Here is a 17,680-nt window from a genome sequence, read left to right on the forward strand (position 1 = left end):
GCGCTACTCGTCGAACAGCCGCATCAGCCCGTCGACCGAGAGATTTCCTTCCGAAAACACGCCCGGCGTTGCGCTTGGTTGCTCGGGCTGTGCGCGCGGCGCCGGTCGGGGCGTGACATCGACAACCGGCGGCGGCTGAAGCGGCTGCCGTTCGATGCTATCGGGATCGGCCGGCGCGGGCGCCGTCTCGCGCGCGTCCAGCAAGGCCTCGACCTCGCTGCGCAACCGCTCGTCTTCCGCACGCCGGCGTTCTTCCGCCTCGCTTCGCGATTGCTCTTCCAGGCGCCGACGTTCGGCTTCCTCTTCCTGCCGCCTTGCTTCCTCGTCAGCGCGACGCTGCGCTTCGGCTTCTTCTGCGGCACGACGTTGTTCCTCGGCGGCCCGCTCCAGCTCTTGCGCCCGCAGCGCTTCTTCTTCCGCTGCCCGCTTGTCAGCTTCCTCGTCGAGTAGCCGCAGCTCGCGGGCTCGCCGCTCGGCTTCCTCGGCATCGCGCCGGGCTTCTTCGGCGGCGCGGTCGCGCTCTTGCGAAAGCGCCGCGTAGTAACGCACCTCGCGGCGGTGGCGCTGCTTTTCGAGCAACGCCGCCTGCATCGCCTCAACCCGCTGCTGCTCCCGCTCCAGCGCGCGCTGGGTCAGAAATTGCGCCAGCGGCTCGGTGTCGACCATAACGCCTATATCGCCTAGCGGTCCGGCGGCAACGAAACGCACCGCGGGTCAGATCCGACCAGCGCCTCGACGCCCGGCTTGAAGGTGAGCGTCGCCTCCGCGCCAACCGTTTGTGCGCCGATGTCGGCGCGGACTTCTCCTGCAAGCGTGGCTTCGTCCGTCTCCAGCCTGAGCGGCGGGGCGCGCACCGCGCCGCTGGCGACGGTGAAGGCGAGCTCGGCGCGGGGCGCACGGAACGTTCCCTGCCGCACCATATCCGTCGCGAAACCGGCAACCGCAGCCGCATCGATCTCCGGTCCGATCCTGTCGGCCTGCTCCAGCAGCGCTGCGAACACCTGCGGCGCGACCCCTTCGATGGCGACATCGTTCACGGTCACCGTCCCTGAACCTGCCAGAGCGGAAATGACCGCATCCACCGACTTGCCGCTGGCTGTCAGCGTTGCCGTCAGGTCCGCGGTGCCCTCGAGCCCGGTATCGCCGAGAATGTTGGCGATCTCGGCACCTTCCAGCTTCAACTGACCGGAAAGAAGACCTGTTCCGCCATCATTCTTGAAATCGAGCAGTCCGGAAAATGGTGGTCCCATAAAAACACGCGCCCGCGCATCCGACAGCGCAACGCCGTCCGTGCCGATCCGGAGTGTCATTCGCGCATCGTCCGCCTGTGCGAGCCAGCCGGCATGCAGGCGCTCGACCGCGAGTTCGAGTTCGGCCGTCAGCGGGGTCGCCACACGCTGTGCGAACGGCGCGGACGGCCAGCTTTCGCCATCACCCTCAAGTGCTGCAGCCCCCGTTGCCAGTTCCGCGACGGAGGCAAGATCGAACGACTGCAGCGCTAGCGAGCCCGTCAGGTGGGGCAGCCCGTCACGCTTCTGCGCGTTGACGTCGCCGCTCACCTTGGAGCCGGCAATATCGCCCCCGATACCCGAAAGGACGAAGACCCCGCCATCAACATCCAACTTAGACGACATGTCCACCGGCAGGCCCATCGCGCCACCGGGCAGAACGATGCCGCCCGTGACAAGCCAGGGCTCCGCATCCTCCGCAGTCACCGTCAGGTCGCCGGATGCCGAAAGTCCCTTTTCGCCAGCGCCCGACTGTCCCTCGAAGACCAGCTCCAACCCGTCGCCGGTAAAGGCAAGGCGGGTGGGACCGCCCTCCTCCGGAACGCCGTTGAAACGCAACGATACCTCACCGGCACCGACCAGGCCCAAAGGCAGCACCGGCAGTCCGACATGAGCGTAGAGCGCCTGCGCGTCGTCGTTGCGCGCAGTCAGTTCGAGCGCCATCGGCATGCGCTCCAGCGCTTGCCGCAGGTCGCGCGCCGATGCCGTCAGCGAAAACTCCGTCCCGCCCGCTTCCCCTGTGGCGCTCAATGCCAGGCCGTTGGTGCCATCGCCGCTTGCGGCCGAACTTGTGACGATGCGGATCGACGCGTCCTCCAGCAGGCCGGGGAACGACGCCGCGCGCCGAGCCATCTCCGAGGCAATTCGGCTTTCCGGAAAGCGCTCGGCCAGCGCCGCAGCCAGCGGCTCAAGGTCTGCGGCAATCACCGTCGCATCGAGATTGCCGGCCGGATCTGTCTCAAAATCCTTGATCGAGCCGGTCGCGCTGATATTGGCGCCCGCAAGTCCGCCGACCGACAGCCGGTCAATCTCCAGTCGGCCGTCCCTGAGCCGCAACGCGGTATCCAGCGTTTCGGCCGTCATGCCCGCGGCCGTCACAGGCCCGGCCTCGATCTCGAAGGTTAGATCGCGGTCGGCAAGGCGCGTGCGACCGCCATCGCTGACGAAGAGCGAGGCGAACGCGGTCATGCCTTCCACATCCAGCCTGTCGCCATCGAGCCGCAGCGTCATTGACGGCTTCTGCCCGACGGGCGTCAGGCTATCGATCTCGCCGCGGAACTTGGCGTCGCCAAGCACCAGTTCGAGGTCGCGAAAGAGCTGCCGTTCGCGGTTGAGCTTCACCTGTGCGCTGAAGCCGGCAGCCGGCAGCCGGCGGATGGCTTCGTCGACGTCCCGTGCGAGCCAGGCCGCGAAACCGGAGGGCTGGCCGACAGCAAGGAGCAGCGAGCCCTCGAAATCCAGCTCGTCACCGACGACGAGGTCGCCGCTGGCCTCCAGAGTCGCACGGCCCGGCAAAGTCGCGCCCAGTGAACCGACCGCCCAGCCGGCCTCCGAAGGCTCGGCGGAAAGATGCACGTCGCGGATCGTCGTGTCGCCCGCAACGATTGCCGGCAGCTTGACGGCGATCCGGCCGGGGATCTGAGGCCGGGGCATATCGAGCAGGAACTCGTGCAGCGCTGTCAGCCGTTGCTCGAGGTCGATGCCGGCCGCGCTTTCCGCGCCCGCTGCATCCTCGAACCTGATCTGAGCACCATCGGCGGTGATGTCGAAGCGCGGTTCGGCGCCGAGCGCGAACCGGGCAGAACCCTCCGCCGTGTAAGGGTCCTCCAACGGTCCGGTCGCGAACCGGAACGTCTCGATGTCGAGCGCTTCGTGATCGAAGTCGAAGTCGCCGGTGACGCGATAGGCCGGTGGCGGCGGCGCGCCTGCGTCGCTTTGCTCGGCAATCTGCCCGGCGGCGTTGAGCTTGAACTCGCCCGCGTAGTGCAAACCGCTGTCGGCGATGCGCACGCTGCCATCGGCCTCGAGAGAAAGCGGGTAGCGCTCCGGATTGGCGACGAGCCTCATCCGCATGCGACCGTCTGCATCGACTGAGCCTGTCGAGGCTGAAAGCGCCGTGCGCATCCCGTCTAGCCGCATGGAGCCTTCCATGCGCCAGGGGCCCGTCAGCGCGCGCGCCGACACGTCGGCGTTGATCTCGGTCAGGCTGTGCGTGCGGCCGCTTGCGGCGTGGCGCACATCCACCCTGCCCTCCGTGATCGTCAGCTTTTCAAGGGAGATGTTGCTCGCATCGACAGGCGACGACGGGCGCACCGACCAGTCGACCGTTCCGTCCTCGGCGACCGCGATCGTCGCCGAGGGCCTCACCAGCCTCATGTCGAAGATGTGAAGCTCGCCGCGCATGAACGGCGCCAGTTCGGCATCCATCGAGAAAGTCTCGACCGTCATTGCCTCTTCGCCGGGTTCGACACCTGCGACGACGACATCGGCGAAGGTGACGGACGGGAACGGCAGCAGCCGCGCGCTGACGCTTCCCTCCACCTTGACCTCGCGCCCGAGGATACGGCTTGCTTCACGTTCGAAATCGGCGCGGTAACTGGTCCAGTCGACGAAATAGGGCAACACCAGCGCCGCAGTCAGCACCAGTACGATCAACCCTCCTATGGCGACGAATAATCGGGCCAGTCTCTTTCTCCCGCCGGATTCCCTAAGCCGCAGTGCAGTTTAGCTGCATTACGGTGTCGATAAAGTGGCGACCTGCCGATGCTAGGCGCGCAACGGCAGCACCTTGCCCGGATTCATGATGTTGTCCGGGTCGAGCGCCTGCTTGATCGAACGCATGAAATCGACGCCCGCACCTAGTTCGTGCGGCAGGAAGGCGATCTTGCCCTGTCCCACCCCGTGCTCGCCGGTGCAGGTGCCGTCCATCGCGATCGCGCGCATGTTGAGACGTGCCACGAAGGCTTCCGTCGCTTCGATCTGCTTCGGGTCGTCGCGGTCCATCAGCACCATTACGTGGAAGTTGCCGTCTCCGACATGCCCTACGATGGGTGCAATCAGTCCAGAACGCGCTATGTCTTCCTCGGTCTCGTTGATGCATTCGGCAAGTCGCGAGATCGGCACGCAAACATCCGTAGACAGGAGGTCGCGCCGGGCTTCAGCGAAAGGCCGGCCCAGTAAGCGTCGTGCCGCGCCTTCCAGAGTTTCGTCCGCTCCTCGGCTACGTTGGTCCACTGGAACGAACCGCCGCCGAACTCCGCCGCGATCTCGCCGAACGTCTCCGCCTGCTCGCGGACACCTGCGTCCGTGCCATGGAATTCCAGGAAGAGGCAGGGCGTCTCGGGATAATCGAGCTTGGCGTAGCCGTTCAGCGCCCGCATGCACAGCGCGTTGACAAGCTCGATGCGCGCCACCGGCACGCCCATCTGGATTGTGGTGATGACGGCGTTGCAGGCCGCATCGACGGACGGGAACGGGCAGACCCCGCCCGAGATCGCCTGCGGGATACCGTAGAGCTTCAGCGTCAGCCCGGTGATGACGCCGAGCGTGCCTTCGGAGCCGACGAGAAGCCGGGTGAGGTCGTAGCCGGCCGACGACTTGCGCGCCCGCTTAGCCGTCGTGATCGCCCGCCCGTCGGCCATCACGGCGGTCAGCGAAAGCACGTTCTCCCGCATCGTGCCATAGCGCACCGCGTTGGTGCCCGATGCGCGCGTGGAGGCCATACCGCCGAGGCTGGCATTGGCGCCGGGGTCGATCGGGAAAAACAGGCCGGTGTCACGCAGATAGGTGTTGAGCTCCTCGCGCGTGACGCCGGGCTCGATGGTACAGTCGAGATCTTCGGCATGCACGGCCAGCACCTTGTTCATCTGCATCATGTCGATGCAGATGCCGCCGCCGGGCGCGTTGACGTGGCCTTCGAGCGACGTACCGGTCCCGAACGGGATGACCGGCACGCGATGCTCACCGCAGACCCGCACGATCTCCTGCACTTCCTCGGTCGAATGCGGAAACACCACGCCGTCGGGAAGCTGAGAGGGAATGTAGGTGGTGGAGTGCGCATGCTGGCCGCGAATCGCCTGGCCGGTCTGGAAACGCTCGCCGAAGCGCTGCTTGAGGATGCCGACAACGGCTGCGCTGCCGGCATCGTTGCGCGCAACGGGTTGCAGATCGGCAAGAGCCATGAACTTTCCTCCGTGGATGGGCGACCGTCGACCTTGTCTCCGTACGCCCTTTGGTCTTCTCTGTCGGCAGCATGCAAATGGCGTGGCCTTTGTCCAGCGATCCGGACGCGGCCCCGCCCCAAAAGACAGGAATCAGCAATGGCCAATCCCGCCCCTTTCGTCTCGCGCGTTCTCGAGGTCGAGAAGGACTGGATCGATTATAACGGCCACATGAACATGGCCTACTACAACGTCCTGTTCGACCGTTGCGCCGACGAGGCCTTCGAGCTGCTGGGCATGGGGCCGAAATATGCAGGCGAGCGGCGGCTGACAACCTACACCGCAGAGATCCACGTCTGCTACGTCCGCGAGTTGCATCTCAGCGACAAGGTCACCTCCACCTTCCAGATGCTCGACCACGACGAGAAGCGCTTTCACGTCTTCCAGGAACTGCATCACGCCGACGGTTGGCTCGCCGCGACATCGGAAGTGCTTACGCTGCATATCGACATGAGCGGCCCCAAGGTCTGCCCCTTCCCGCCAGATGTTCTTGCCAACATCGAGGCGATGCGAGCCGCACATGCTAACCTGCCGGTCCCGGAGCGCGCGGGCCGCTCGATCGGCATCCGCCGCAAGGCCGGCTGACGCCACCGGAACACGCCGAGACGCCGTTAGGCAACGATTAACCCTGACGGCCTTTGCACAGCTTCATCCCCTCACCCGCCTTGATCGTGCGCCGGACACTTCCACAATCGCAGGCAGGGGCGACTCACCACGGCGCGAGTCCGACGGGGAATGGTCGGAGAAGAGAAATCATGCACGACGGTATCACCGGCGACGTCGCCCACTTTGCTTGCGCGGTGGCGCTGGATGAAGCCTACACCGATCACGATCTGCGGCGTGCCCAGAGATTGGTCGAGCAAGAACTCCAGGACATCCGGCGACTGCGCCAGCCGATCCCTATAGACGTCATCTATGCCCGTCGCATTCTGATGGCGGCCAGGCATCTGCGCGCCATACGCGACGAGCCCGACACCGCATACTGACGAGCGCCGGGCAGCCGGCACCCGTCAATGTCGATTTCCGGTCAGCCTGACTGACGTTCAATGAACCGCATGCGGTTGTTGAAGGGGTCGATGACCGTCACCTCGAGGCCCCACTCCTGCTTCTCGAGCCCCGGCCGCATGTAGCGGTAGTCCTTGGCGAGGAGTTCGGCATGGAAGGCGCGGATACCTTCCATGTAGATGACCATGTTGCCGCCCGGTGTCGCGTCACCGGCATGTTCCGAAGATGCAGTTTCAGATCGCCGCGCGATACCTGCGTGTAGAGCGGAAAATTCTCCCCGAACCGGTGTTCCCAGTCCACCGAGAAGCCGAGGAAGTCGAGATAGAACTCGTGCGCCTTGGTCACGTCGAAGATACGCACGATCGGAATTGCCTGTTCGTAGGCGATCGCATCCGGCTTTGTCGCCGTCCCTTCGCCTTCGGCAATTTTGGCAGATAGAATATTCCACGTATCGAGCCCGAACTGACGGGCCACGATTTCCAGTGCCTCGCTGTGCCGTATATCCAGCTTCCGCTCGGCAAGCGCCTCGCGCATGGCTTTCGCCATGGCCTTGGCATCGCGGTAGGTGCGCATGATTTCCGGTCCTTTTCAGCCGGCGATTGGCTTCATCAGTGTCCGCATTGCCGATGCCTTCGCCGGATGGAAAACCGGATTGGAAGGTTTTTAGAGATGTTCGCCAGACCCTTGCGGGCGCGGACTGCGGGCCATCTCCAGCCCGCGACAACGATAGCGCGACCCGGCATTCCCGCCAAGGGTTCGAAAGCCTCATCTTGCATGAACGTTACGGGAACGCTGGTCTTTCACCCCCGAATCACTACATTCGGGTGAGATGTCCGGATTTCCCGACGATATTCCTTTCTTCGACGAGGACGATACGCCGCGCTCGAAGGGTCAGCCTGCCGCGCAACCTGCCGGCGGCGGCATCGCTGCGCGTGCCATGGCCGCGCGCTCGGCCCATCGCGCGCCCGACTATCTGACCGGGCTGAACCCAGAGCAGCGTCTTGCGGTCGAGACCACGGAAGGCCCGGTCCTCGTGCTGGCAGGTGCCGGCACCGGCAAGACCCGCGTGCTCACCACCCGCATCGCGCATATCCTCGCCACCGGCCGCGCCTGGCCGAGCCAGATCCTCGCCGTCACCTTTACCAACAAGGCCGCGCGCGAGATGAAGCAGCGCATCGGCGTGCTGGTCGGTGAAGCGGTGGAAGGCATGCCGTGGCTGGGTACGTTCCACTCCATCGGCGTCAAGCTCCTGCGCCGTCATGCCGAACTGGCGGGGCTGCGCTCGGACTTCACGATCCTCGACACCGACGACGTAATCCGCCTGATCAAGCAGTTGATCCAGGCCGAGGGGCTGGACGACAAGCGCTGGCCGGCGCGCCAGTTCGCGCAGATGATCGATGGCTGGAAGAACAAGGGCCTCGGGCCCGAGGAAATTGCCGAAGGCGACGCCCGAGCCTTCGCAAATGGCAAGGGCCGCGAACTCTATCGCGCCTATCAGGACCGGCTCCACACGCTGAACGCCTGCGATTTCGGCGACCTGCTTTGCCACCCGATCCGCATTTTCCGCCAGCATCCCGACGTGCTGCGCGAATATCACGCCAAGTTCAAATACATCCTCGTCGACGAGTATCAGGACACCAACACCGCCCAGTATATGTGGCTGCGGCTGCTCGCCCAGCGGCCTGAGACAAAACGCGGTGCAGCGGTACCGGCCGAAGGCCGAAGGAAGACCGTCCGTCCGAGCCGATGCAAGGCCCCCGCGGAGGGCCAGCGCCGTCAGGCGCGGAACGGCCCGTGAGCGAGAACAGACCGACACAGCAGATCAATATCTGTTGTGTCGGCGACGACGATCAGTCGATCTACGGCTGGCGCGGCGCCGAGGTCGACAACATCCTGCGCTTCGAAAAGGACTTTCCGGGCGCGGCCGTCATCCGGCTTGAACGCAACTACCGCTCCACAGCGCATATCCTCGGCGCGGCGTCCCACCTGATCGCCCACAATGAGGGACGGCTGGGCAAGACGCTGTTCACCGAAAAGGCAGATGCCGACGACGCCAAGGTGATGGTTCACGCGGCGTGGGATTCGGAAGAAGAAGCCCGCGCGGTCGGCGAGGAAATCGAAGCGCTACAGAGTCGGCAGCATAATCTCAACGACATGGCGATCCTGGTCCGCGCATCCTTCCAGATGCGCGAATTTGAGGACCGCTTCGTCACGCTCGGCCTGAACTACCGCGTCATCGGCGGTCCGCGCTTCTACGAACGGGCCGAAATCCGCGACGCGATGGCCTATTTCCGCGTCGTGGCACAAGGTGCCGACGACCTCGCCTTCGAGCGCATCGTCAACGTGCCCAAGCGCGGGCTGGGCGAAGCCGCCATCCGCCAGGTTCACGACACTTCCCGGGCCTTGCGCGTGCCGATGCTGGAGGCCGCCGCCAAGCTCGCCGAAAGCGACGAGATGAAGCCCAAGCCTCGCGCGGCGCTCCGCGAGGTCGCGGCCAACTTCGCGCGCTGGCAGGGACTGCTCGACAACACACCGCATACCGAACTCGCCGAAACCATCCTCGAAGAGTCCGGCTACACGGAAATGTGGAAGAACGACCGCTCGGCAGAAGCGCCGGGTCGACTGGAAAACCTCAAGGAGCTGATCCGCTCCATGGAGGAATATGAATCGTTGCGCGGGTTCCTGGAGCATGTCGCTCTGGTCATGGATGCCGAGCAGAACGAGGAGATGGATGCCGTCAACATCATGACGCTGCATTCGGCCAAGGGGCTCGAATTCGACACCGTCTTTCTGCCGGGCTGGGAGGAAGGCCTGTTTCCGCACCAGCGCGCGCTGGATGAAGGCGGGCGCTCGGGGTTGGAGGAAGAGCGGCGCCTCGCCTATGTCGGCCTCACCCGCGCCAAGAAGAACCTGCACCTCTGGTTCACCTCCAACAGGCGTATTCACGGCCTTTGGCAGTCGACCATCCCTTCGCGGTTCCTCGACGAACTGCCGGAAGCCCATGTCGAGGTGGCTGAGACCGGCTCGTCTTATGGCGGCTACGCCACAGGCAGCTTCGGCGAGCGGCAGGCGGGGCGACAGAACCCCTATGGCGCATCGCGCTTCGACAATGTCGGCCAGAGCGGCTCCTTCTCCAATACCTATGCAACGCCGGGCTGGCAGCGCGCGCAGCAGAACCGCACCGAGGCGACCGACCGCAACTGGGGTTCGCGCTCGGGCCACTCGGTCGAGCGGATCGGCTATGGCGAGGTGGATTCCGGCTACGGAGCCGGCCGCACCAGCGTGAAGGGCCGCACCATCGAAGGCGAACTCTTCGCCAAGTCGGTCTCGGACTCCCCTTCCGCGTTCAAAGTGGGCGACCGCGTGTTCCACCAGAAGTTCGGAAACGGCAACATCGCAGCTATCGAAGGCAACAAGCTGACCATCGACTTCGACAAGGCCGGCCAGAAGCGTGTGCTGGACGGCTTCGTAACCGCGGCCTGACCTGGGTTACGAGCACAACCACATACACTCAAAAAGTGCAGAAGATTTTTCTTAAACTTTTGCGAGCATCGACGTAATCTCCGTCTTGCAGGCAATGGTGCCTGTACCTTCCGCTTCCGGGCGGTTTACCTCCGGGCCCCTTCCGTCACACCCACCCCCGCGGCGGAAGGGGCGCCTTCGCGCTCGGGAGGTTATGGTGCGTCTCATCCGGTCGATCACGATTGCGTCTGCCGCATTGGGGCTCATGACGGTGGACGCCAGCGCGGGCGAGAACGCGGCTTCCCCGAAGCTCACGTTCACGCTCGCGCGCCACCACACGACGAATGCACTCGATGGGCCGCTGGCGGTCGCCGACTGGTACACGGAGCTGCGCGGCGCGCTGGAACACACGGTCGACCACGATCTTGGATCCACCAAACTCACGGCCGATATGGAGCTCCGTCGCTTCGATACTTACGATTTCGAAGACGACGCGACCTTCGGCATCGGCGCCGAGACAACCGCAAGGGTATCCGACACGCTCGAACTTCGAGGCAGCCTGTCGGTAAGAATGTTTTCTGACGGCGACGATTTCGCGGTCGAGGATTTCATCCTTGGCACGCGCACGCGAAAGACTGTGCTGGCCGGCGCAGTTCAGGCTGGTCAGCTCGTCGCTCCCGCTACCGTGCTTGTGCTTGAAGCCGCCGCTGCACGGGAATTCGCGGGCAGAACGCATTTTCAGGATGACCTGTTGCTTCCGGCGGCGCTCGACCCGGACCGCGACCGGCTGCGTCTCGGCGCGACGCTGACCCGGACAGCGGGTTCAATCAGCTACGGCGGGTCGGTGACGACGGGGCTTCGCCGGACCCATGCGCTGGAGCCGCTTTCCGAATTGCTTTTGCTGGAGCATGGCGTGAAGCTTCACGCCACACATACGTTCGAAAACAAGGCCAGCATGTCGGCAGCCCTGGGTTTCGAAATGCTGCAACTGCCTGATAATGGTTTCAGCGAGATCCGACCTGCGCTCGAAGTCACCGGTGCGACCCCTCTGCCGGCCGGTTTTTCGCTGCGCGGCAAGCTGCGTGCCGGCTATGACACGACGTCGACTGACGATCCCGTTGCGGTATGGGTGCGTCGCGCAGAGGTGGAGCTGGGCTATCAGACCACGCCGACGCTACTGCTCTCGTCAGGCATATTCGACGAGCGCCGCGACAATCTCGCCATCGGCAACCGCGAGATGCTGCGCGGGATCTACGGTGAAGCCGCCTGGCAGGCCAACGAAAACCTGAATCTGGTGCTCCGCGTCGATCTTAAGCGCCACCGGATAACGCTCTACGACATTGAGAAGCGCACGGTCGACGTGCAGCTCGCCGCAACCAGGAAGCTATAGCGGCCTTCATATCGCAAAAGAGGAGGCAGGAGACGATCCCCTGCCCCCAAAAAGGCGCGGCCTAGCGCCGATGTCCGCGGCGATTGCGCTCGGGCGCCGTAATTACATTGTTGAGCAGGCCGGTGCCGTTGCCGAGGATGCCCAGTCCGAGATTGTTGCCGGACAGGATCGGCGAGTTGTTGAGGATGCCGATGCCCCTCAGCACGTTGAGGTCACCGGTGCGAACCGTCGGCGAAACGTTGATGAGCCCGCTCGACTGATTGTTGCCCCGGCTCCCGCCCCAACCGCCGGCCTCAGCCGAGACGGAGGCGAACGAGCAAACGAGTGCAACGGTGGCAAATGCGGTGAACTTCTTCATGACACTTCTCCCTTGTCTTGAAGTCCCTCCGCTTCCTTCGGCCTATCTCCGAAAACAAGAAAGCCACTTATGCGCGAGAAATACAACCAGTAAGTGCATCAATTCTTTAACGACGCCTACAAATGATCTGTTATCGATAACCGGTATGGTTACTACGTAAAATACAAATCAAATTTTATCTTGATGGGCGAAAGAATATCAGCCGCCCCACCGAGCAAGGAAAGCTTCGGCATCCATTGCCTGCATATCCGGCACAGCCTCGGCCAGCTTCTCGGCGGGCCAGTCCCACCACGCCAGAGCCTGTAGCCGCTTGGCGATCTCCGGTTCGAAACGCATCCTGATCCGCTTCGCCGGCACCCCGGCAACGATCTCGTACGCGGACACGTCCCGGGTAACCACCGCGTTGGCGCCAATGACGGCCCCGTCGCCGATGGTGACGCCCGGCATGACGACCGCGCCGTGGCCGATCCAGACGTCATTGCCGATCGTCACCGGCCGCGCACGCCTGCGCTCGCGAAAATCCTGATCGACGCCGAGATAGTTGAAATACTCGTTGGGTCGGTACGTGACCTTGTGCGTTGTGATCCGTTCCAGCGGATGTTCGAGCGCGTTGAGGCGCACATTGGCCGCAATCGAGCAGAACTTGCCGATCGTCGTGTAGATCGCCTCACCGTGGCGCTCGAAATAGGAATAGTCGCCCACGGAGACCTCCCGCAGGATCACGCGTTCGGCGACTGCAACATAACGGCCAAGCCGACACCCTTTCAGCTCTGCCGTGGTGTGAATGCGCGGGTCGGAATCCTTGGGAAGACTTAGAGGCATGACAAAGCCATTAGCGCGCGCCCTCGCGCGGCTCAATCCTTCACACGCAGCCTTACCGCTTCAGATCATAGTTCCGTGAGCCATCCGTTCGCGGCAAGTTGACATCTTTCGCGCACCGGGCGGAGGGAGTATCACACGCACATGTCTGGTTTCAGTCATCCCTTCGTGCGCCCGCGGCGCTCGCGCTGGCTGCTGTCGCACTCGCGGCGGCGATGGGCCTTGCTTTCGCAGGCTGGCTGGAGCACGCCCCGGCAATCTTCATGGCATTGGTCGAATCGGGCCTTGCCTGGTGTTTCTGACCCGGCGCACGGCCAGACCAACTCTCAGGGACTTCAATCATCATGATGCGATCGATCCTCGTCGGCATACTCCTGATCATGGTGGCCGGCGTCGGCTGGCTGACCTTCGACTGGTATCGCGGCCAGAATGCCGGTGAGGCCTACGGCGCCCCCTTCACCCTCGTCGACCAGGACGGCGCAGAGATCACCGAAGCAGCGTTCCGCGGCACGCCGAGTGCCGTCTTCTTCGGCTTCACCCACTGCCCGGAAGTCTGCCCGACGACGCTTTTTGAGCTCGACGGCTGGCTGAAGCAGCTCGGCGACGAAGGGAAGGACATCAACGCCTTCTTCGTGACGGTCGACCCGGAGCGCGACACGCCTGAAGTGATCGGTTCCTACGTCACGAACGTCTCGGACCGCATCACCGGCATCTCCGGAGAGCCCGAGAAGGTGCTGGCGATGGTGAAGTCATTCGGCATCTACTGGAAGAAGGTCGACTTGGAGAACGGTGACTACACGATGGATCACACGGCGTCCGTGATGCTGCTCGATCGCGCCGGCGACTTTGCCGGAACCATTGCCTATGGCGAGAACCCTGAGAACGCGGTCGCGAAACTCAAGCGCCTGGCTGCGGGCTGAGATCTATCGCCGTGCCACAGACACGCCTGCATTTCATCGCCACTCGACCGGAGTCGACCACGCTTTTCAGCTTGCTGGAACGCGAATTCGAGGATGACGGCCTCGCCCTCGCAGTCTTCGAGATCGACGAAGCGGAGGGGACGGAGGAAATCTCCGTTTATACGGACGCCGCCAACGCGAGCGACATCGAAAAGCGCATCCGCAGCGCCGCCGGCGCGCCGGGTGCATCGCTCGAGATCGTCCACGAAGAACTGCCCGACATCGACTGGGTCACCAAGTCGCTGGAAGGCCTGAAGCCGGTGCGTGCCGGCCGGTTCCTCATCCACGGCGCCCATGATCGCGAAAAACGCCGCATCGGCGATCTGGGCATCGAAATCGAGGCTGGTCTCGCCTTCGGTACCGGCCACCACGGCACCACCGCCGGCTGCCTTGAAATGCTTCATCGCGTGGCGCGTCGTGAAGCGCCGCGCAATGCACTGGACCTTGGAACGGGCAGCGCCGTGCTGGCGATCGCACTGGCGAAGCTGTCTCGTATTCCCGTGCTCGCGACCGACATAGACGCGGTCGCCACCAAAGTGGCCGCGCAGAACGTACGGCTGAACGGCGTTTCAACCTATGTCGAAACCGTAACTGCCGCCGGCTTTCAGGACCCCATCTTCGCCGCGCGCGGTCCTTTCGATCTAATCGTGGCAAACATTCTGGCGCGACCGCTGATGCGGCTTGCACCGCAGATGGCGACCTTTGTCACGCCCGGCGGCTCGCTGGTCCTGTCCGGCATTCTGGACCGCCAGCGCGACGCGGTGGTCGCAGTCTATGCCGGCCAGCGCTTCCGCCATGTGCGCACCACGCACCGCGAAGGTTGGGTGACGATCCATCTCAAGCGATAATCCGCTCAAAGAAAAAGGCGGCCCGTTGGGACCGCCTTTTTCATGTTCCGTGCGGCGTCGCCCCACGCTGCTCAGAACAGATAAGAAACTCCGCCGGTACGCTTGAGTTCGGCGCGGCTGTAGCCGCTTGCCTTCAGCGTGTCGTCGTCCATGGCCAGCAGTGCATTGGCAACATAGCGCTTGGCCTGCTGCTCACGGGCAGCCACCATTGCGTCGAGTGCACTACGGAAAAACCACGCTTTGCAGGGTTGTGTCCCATTTTCACGTCTCCTGTCAGTTACGTTGTTCCTCCACGCTTTGAAAGGTAAGGATTGCTGACCTAAACCACCAGAGACGTTTCCGCATGGGAACCATGCGTTTTTGCAAGTGCGAAGAGATTTGCTGCATCGCACACATGCCAGGCGCCGTCAGCCTCCCTAACGCGTTGCAACCGCTCTGCCACGCGGATAGACCTTTGCAGCGGCACAGCTCAGCGAGGAAAGCCATGTTCCAGTCATTCGATCCGCGCACTGATCCGAGCCAGGGCATAGCCCGGGTCGCACAATTGCGGGAAAAGCTCACCAGCGCGGGGCTAGATGGTTTTCTCGTCCCGCGCGCAGACGAGCATCAGGGCGAGTATGTCGCCGCATCCTCCGAGCGTCTGCAGTGGTTGACGGGCTTTACCGGCTCCGCCGGCGCCGCGCTTGTGCTCGCCTCACGCGCGATCCTGTTTGTCGACGGACGCTACACGCTTCAGGCGCGCGCGCAGGTCGACGCCGCTACCTTCGACATCGAGAGCCTGGTCGAGAACCCGCCGGCCAAATGGCTGGAGGCGAATGCCCGCACCGGCATGAAGATCGGGTTCGATCCGTGGCTTCACACGGTGGCTGAAGCTGCCGCGTTGCGCAAGGCGCTGGACCGGGCCGGTGCGACGCTCGTGCCTGTGCAAGGCAACCTCGTCGATGCGATCTGGTCGGACCGACCGGCGCCGCCTGCCGAAAAGGTCGAGATCCAGCCGATCGGCTTTGCCGGCGAACTGGCGAAGGACAAGATCGACCGCCTCGCCGAAACCCTGCGCAAGGACGGCACGAGCCACGCCGTGCTGACGGACCCGTCCTCGCTTGCCTGGACCTTCAACATCCGCGGGCGCGATGTGCCGCACACCCCGCTGGCGCTGGGCTTTGCCATCCTTGCAGCCAAGGGTCTGCCGAAGCTCTTTCTCGCACGTGAAAAGCTGACCATCGAGACCGAGGCCTATCTGACCCAGCTCGCCGACATTCTGGACCCGCAAATGCTGGAAGGCGAACTCACCCGGATCGCGGCGGCGGGCGGCAAGGTCGCGCTCGACCCGGCGCTCGCCGCGGAGCGCCTGCGCCTCATCGTCGAAGAAAACGGCGGCACGGTTCTTTCCCTGCCCGATCCGGCGCGGCTGCCGCGCGCGATCAAGAATGCGGCCGAGCTGCACGGCAGCCGCGCCGCCCACCGGCGCGACGGTGCGGCCATGGCGAAATTCCTGTGCTGGCTTCATACGCAGAAGACCGGTTCTGTCGACGAAATCCAGGCAGTCCAGGCACTGGAAGGATTCCGCGCAACCACCGGCGCGGACGTGCAGATGCCGCTGCGCGACATCTCATTCGACACAATCTCGGGCGCGGGGCCGAACGGCGCCATTATCCACTATCGCGTGACGACGAAGACCAACCGCACACTTGGCGACGGCGAACTCTATCTCGTCGATTCCGGCGGCCAGTATCAGGACGGCACCACCGACATCACCCGCACGATCGCAATCGGCGCTCCGACCGACGAGATGCGCGAACGCTATACGATCGTGCTGAAAGGCCTGATCGCCCTGTCGATGCTGCGCTTCCCGCCCGGCACCCGCGGCATGGATGTCGACCCAATCGCGCGTCAGGCACACTGGAATGCCGGCATCGACTACGCCCACGGCACCGGCCACGGCGTCGGCGCGTTCCTCTCCGTGCACGAGGGGCCGCAGCGCATCGCCAAGACCGGCGCGCAAAAGCTGCATGCCGGAATGATCCTTTCCAACGAGCCCGGCTATTACAAGGAAGGCGGCTACGGCATCAGGCTCGAGAACCTGATCGTTGTCACGGAACCGGAGCCGATCCCCGGCGGCGACATCGCGATGCACAGCTTCGAGACGCTGACGCTGGCACCCTTCGACCGCCGGCTGATCGCAACCGACACGCTCTCGCCTGCCGAGCGCAGCTGGCTCGACGCCTATCATAGGCGCGTGTTGAAGGAGATCGGCCCCATGGTGGATGGCGAGGTGCTTGCGTGGCTGGAGGCTGCTACGGCTGCCCTATAGCGTGTTGCGCAGCACGATCAGCACGACCGCGCCTGCGACGAACATCGCCGACAGACTGCCGCGCAACGCAACCACCCCGGCAACCACGAGGGCGGCCCATTCCGCCGGACCGCCGGTGGTGGCGACCGGCGCAACCAGTGTCGTCAGCACCGCAGCCGGCACCGCGTTCAATCCAGCCTCGACACGCGGGTGAACGCGATCGAACCGCGACAGCACCAGATGGCCGCCAATGCGCGATATGTAGGTTGCGAGCGCGCCGGCCAGGATGATCCAGATCGTGGTGCTCATGCGCCCGTGCCCTCCCCGTTCGGCGGCATCATGGCCGCAAGTGCGATGCCGGCAGCGGCACCGATCGACACATGCCAGGGCGAGCCGACGAAATAGTAGGCGGCAATGGAGGCTGCGGCACTGACGCTGACCACGGGCAGCCAGAGCGGCCGCTTGCGAAAGTCCATCACCAGACCGAGGAAATAGATCGGCAGCAGAAAATCGAGGCCGAGCGCATGTGGATTGGGTATCAGGCTGCCGAACGCCGCGCCGAGCCCGGCTTCGATCACCCAGCAGACATAGATCGGTGTGGCCATGCCCATATACCAGGCGAACGAGAGCCGACCCCTCAGGCTCTGTTTCTCGCCCTCGGCATATTGCGGATCGACGAGGAAGAAGAAGCCGAACGCGCGTTGCGCCGACGTCCAGTGGGTTACCTTGCGGCCAAGGGCCGCCGAATAGAGCACGTGCCGGAAATTGACCGCGAAGATCGACAGCACGATGAGCCACGGCGCGATCGTCTGCCCGAACAGTTCGAGCCCGACCATCTGGCTGGCGCCGGCATAGACGGTAGCGCTCATCAGCACCGCTTCGCCGAGTGTCATCCCGTTCTGGATGGCAAGCGCGCCGAACAGCAGGCCGAAAGGCGCAGAGGCGAGCACCACCGGCAGCCCCGGCGGGCGCCGTCGAGAAAATCGCTTCTGGGGCTGAATTTCTGCCCGGTCGTTTCGGCAATGGACATGTAGCCTCGC

The 17,680-nt window shown here is 64.1% G+C and carries 13 protein-coding genes and 3 pseudogenes; 7 read left to right on the plus strand and 9 right to left on the minus strand.

The features are described from left to right. Window positions 1-3: 3 nt before the first annotated feature. From HK436_RS18600 to HK436_RS18610, 3 genes and pseudogenes are all read right to left on the minus strand, one after another. Entirely contained in the window at window positions 4-666 is a 663-nt protein-coding gene (locus tag HK436_RS18600; RefSeq protein WP_173192137.1) for a hypothetical protein, read from the minus strand. A gap of 14 nt (window positions 667-680) precedes the next feature. Next, entirely contained in the window at window positions 681-3,944 is a 3,264-nt protein-coding gene (locus tag HK436_RS18605; protein ID WP_173192139.1) for an AsmA family protein, read from the minus strand. A gap of 111 nt (window positions 3,945-4,055) precedes the next feature. After that, window positions 4,056-5,470, minus strand: a pseudogene (locus HK436_RS18610) (FAD-binding oxidoreductase). 138 nt (window positions 5,471-5,608) lie between these two features. Here HK436_RS18610 and HK436_RS18615 point away from each other — a divergent pair. Further along, a complete protein-coding gene (locus HK436_RS18615) occupies window positions 5,609-6,094 on the plus strand; it encodes a thioesterase family protein (RefSeq protein ID WP_173192141.1) in 486 nt (161 codons plus the stop codon). A 170-nt stretch (window positions 6,095-6,264) separates the two neighbouring features. Further along, complete coding sequence (locus tag HK436_RS18620) at window positions 6,265-6,495, plus strand: hypothetical protein (protein WP_244649042.1); 231 nt, start codon at window positions 6,265-6,267, stop codon at window positions 6,493-6,495. Window positions 6,496-6,536: 41 nt separating this feature from the next. Here HK436_RS18620 and HK436_RS18625 read toward each other — a convergent pair. Continuing rightward, window positions 6,537-7,087 (minus strand): annotated as a pseudogene (locus HK436_RS18625) (glyoxalase superfamily protein). Window positions 7,088-7,343: 256 nt separating this feature from the next. On the opposite strand from HK436_RS18625, the pseudogene HK436_RS34025 reads away from it, so the two are divergent. Further along, a pseudogene (locus HK436_RS34025) lies at window positions 7,344-9,997 on the plus strand (ATP-dependent helicase). Window positions 9,998-10,190: 193 nt separating this feature from the next. Next, entirely contained in the window at window positions 10,191-11,366 is a 1,176-nt protein-coding gene (locus tag HK436_RS18640) for a hypothetical protein (protein WP_173192143.1), read from the plus strand. Between the two features lie 61 nt (window positions 11,367-11,427). On the opposite strand, the gene HK436_RS18645 is transcribed toward HK436_RS18640, so the two are convergent. Next, complete coding sequence (locus tag HK436_RS18645) at window positions 11,428-11,724, minus strand: hypothetical protein (RefSeq protein ID WP_173192144.1); 297 nt, start codon at window positions 11,722-11,724, stop codon at window positions 11,428-11,430. A gap of 198 nt (window positions 11,725-11,922) precedes the next feature. Further along, window positions 11,923-12,546: a DapH/DapD/GlmU-related protein gene (locus tag HK436_RS18650; RefSeq protein ID WP_173192146.1), complete on the minus strand. Its 624-nt coding sequence runs from the start codon at window positions 12,544-12,546 to the stop codon at window positions 11,923-11,925. A gap of 341 nt (window positions 12,547-12,887) precedes the next feature. Here HK436_RS18650 and HK436_RS18655 point away from each other — a divergent pair, with 341 nt between their 5' ends. Further along, window positions 12,888-13,463 (plus strand): SCO family protein, encoded by a 576-nt coding sequence (locus tag HK436_RS18655; protein ID WP_173192148.1) that lies wholly within the window; start codon window positions 12,888-12,890, stop codon window positions 13,461-13,463. An 11-nt stretch (window positions 13,464-13,474) separates the two neighbouring features. Next, entirely contained in the window at window positions 13,475-14,350 is an 876-nt protein-coding gene (locus HK436_RS18660; RefSeq protein WP_173192150.1) for a 50S ribosomal protein L11 methyltransferase, read from the plus strand. A 71-nt stretch (window positions 14,351-14,421) separates the two neighbouring features. Here the strand turns inward: HK436_RS18660 and HK436_RS18665 are convergent, their stop codons facing one another. Further along, window positions 14,422-14,559, minus strand: coding sequence for a hypothetical protein (locus tag HK436_RS18665; protein ID WP_173192152.1), 138 nt, complete (start codon window positions 14,557-14,559; stop codon window positions 14,422-14,424). A gap of 275 nt (window positions 14,560-14,834) precedes the next feature. Here HK436_RS18665 and HK436_RS18670 point away from each other — a divergent pair, with 275 nt between their 5' ends. Then, a complete protein-coding gene (locus HK436_RS18670) occupies window positions 14,835-16,661 on the plus strand; it encodes an aminopeptidase P family protein (RefSeq protein ID WP_173192154.1) in 1,827 nt (608 codons plus the stop codon). Here HK436_RS18670 and HK436_RS18675 read toward each other — a convergent pair. Together HK436_RS18675 and HK436_RS18680 are read right to left on the minus strand one after the other, a co-directional pair. Beyond that, window positions 16,656-16,949, minus strand: a complete 294-nt coding sequence (locus HK436_RS18675; RefSeq protein WP_173192156.1) for a branched-chain amino acid transport AzlD family protein — start codon at window positions 16,947-16,949, stop codon at window positions 16,656-16,658. The genes HK436_RS18670 and HK436_RS18675 overlap by 6 nt on opposite strands. Further along, window positions 16,946-17,593 (minus strand): AzlC family ABC transporter permease, encoded by a 648-nt coding sequence (locus HK436_RS18680; RefSeq protein WP_376769175.1) that lies wholly within the window; start codon window positions 17,591-17,593, stop codon window positions 16,946-16,948. The genes HK436_RS18675 and HK436_RS18680 overlap by 4 nt, the downstream gene beginning before the upstream one ends. Between the last annotated feature and the right edge of the window lie 87 nt (window positions 17,594-17,680).

The sequence above is a fragment of the Neoaquamicrobium sediminum genome, from assembly GCF_013240295.1.
Lineage (GTDB): Bacteria > Pseudomonadota > Alphaproteobacteria > Rhizobiales > Rhizobiaceae > Aerobium > Aerobium sediminum.

What these genes read in the sequence shown, in the direction of transcription:
- HK436_RS18645 (WP_173192144.1), bottom strand. Translation starts at nt 11,724, where the DNA reads ATGAAGAAGTTCACCGCATTTGCCACCGTTGCACTCGTTTGCTCGTTC.
- HK436_RS18675 (WP_173192156.1), bottom strand. Translation starts at nt 16,949, where the DNA reads ATGAGCACCACGATCTGGATCATCCTGGCCGGCGCGCTCGCAACCTAC.
- HK436_RS18640 (WP_173192143.1), top strand. Translation starts at nt 10,191, where the DNA reads ATGGTGCGTCTCATCCGGTCGATCACGATTGCGTCTGCCGCATTGGGG.
- HK436_RS18665 (WP_173192152.1), bottom strand. Translation starts at nt 14,559, where the DNA reads ATGGTGGCTGCCCGTGAGCAGCAGGCCAAGCGCTATGTTGCCAATGCA.
- HK436_RS18620 (WP_244649042.1), top strand. Translation starts at nt 6,265, where the DNA reads ATGCACGACGGTATCACCGGCGACGTCGCCCACTTTGCTTGCGCGGTG.
- HK436_RS18600 (WP_173192137.1), bottom strand. Translation starts at nt 666, where the DNA reads ATGGTCGACACCGAGCCGCTGGCGCAATTTCTGACCCAGCGCGCGCTG.
- HK436_RS18655 (WP_173192148.1), top strand. Translation starts at nt 12,888, where the DNA reads ATGATGCGATCGATCCTCGTCGGCATACTCCTGATCATGGTGGCCGGC.
- HK436_RS18670 (WP_173192154.1), top strand. Translation starts at nt 14,835, where the DNA reads ATGTTCCAGTCATTCGATCCGCGCACTGATCCGAGCCAGGGCATAGCC.
- HK436_RS18615 (WP_173192141.1), top strand. Translation starts at nt 5,609, where the DNA reads ATGGCCAATCCCGCCCCTTTCGTCTCGCGCGTTCTCGAGGTCGAGAAG.
- HK436_RS18650 (WP_173192146.1), bottom strand. Translation starts at nt 12,546, where the DNA reads ATGCCTCTAAGTCTTCCCAAGGATTCCGACCCGCGCATTCACACCACG.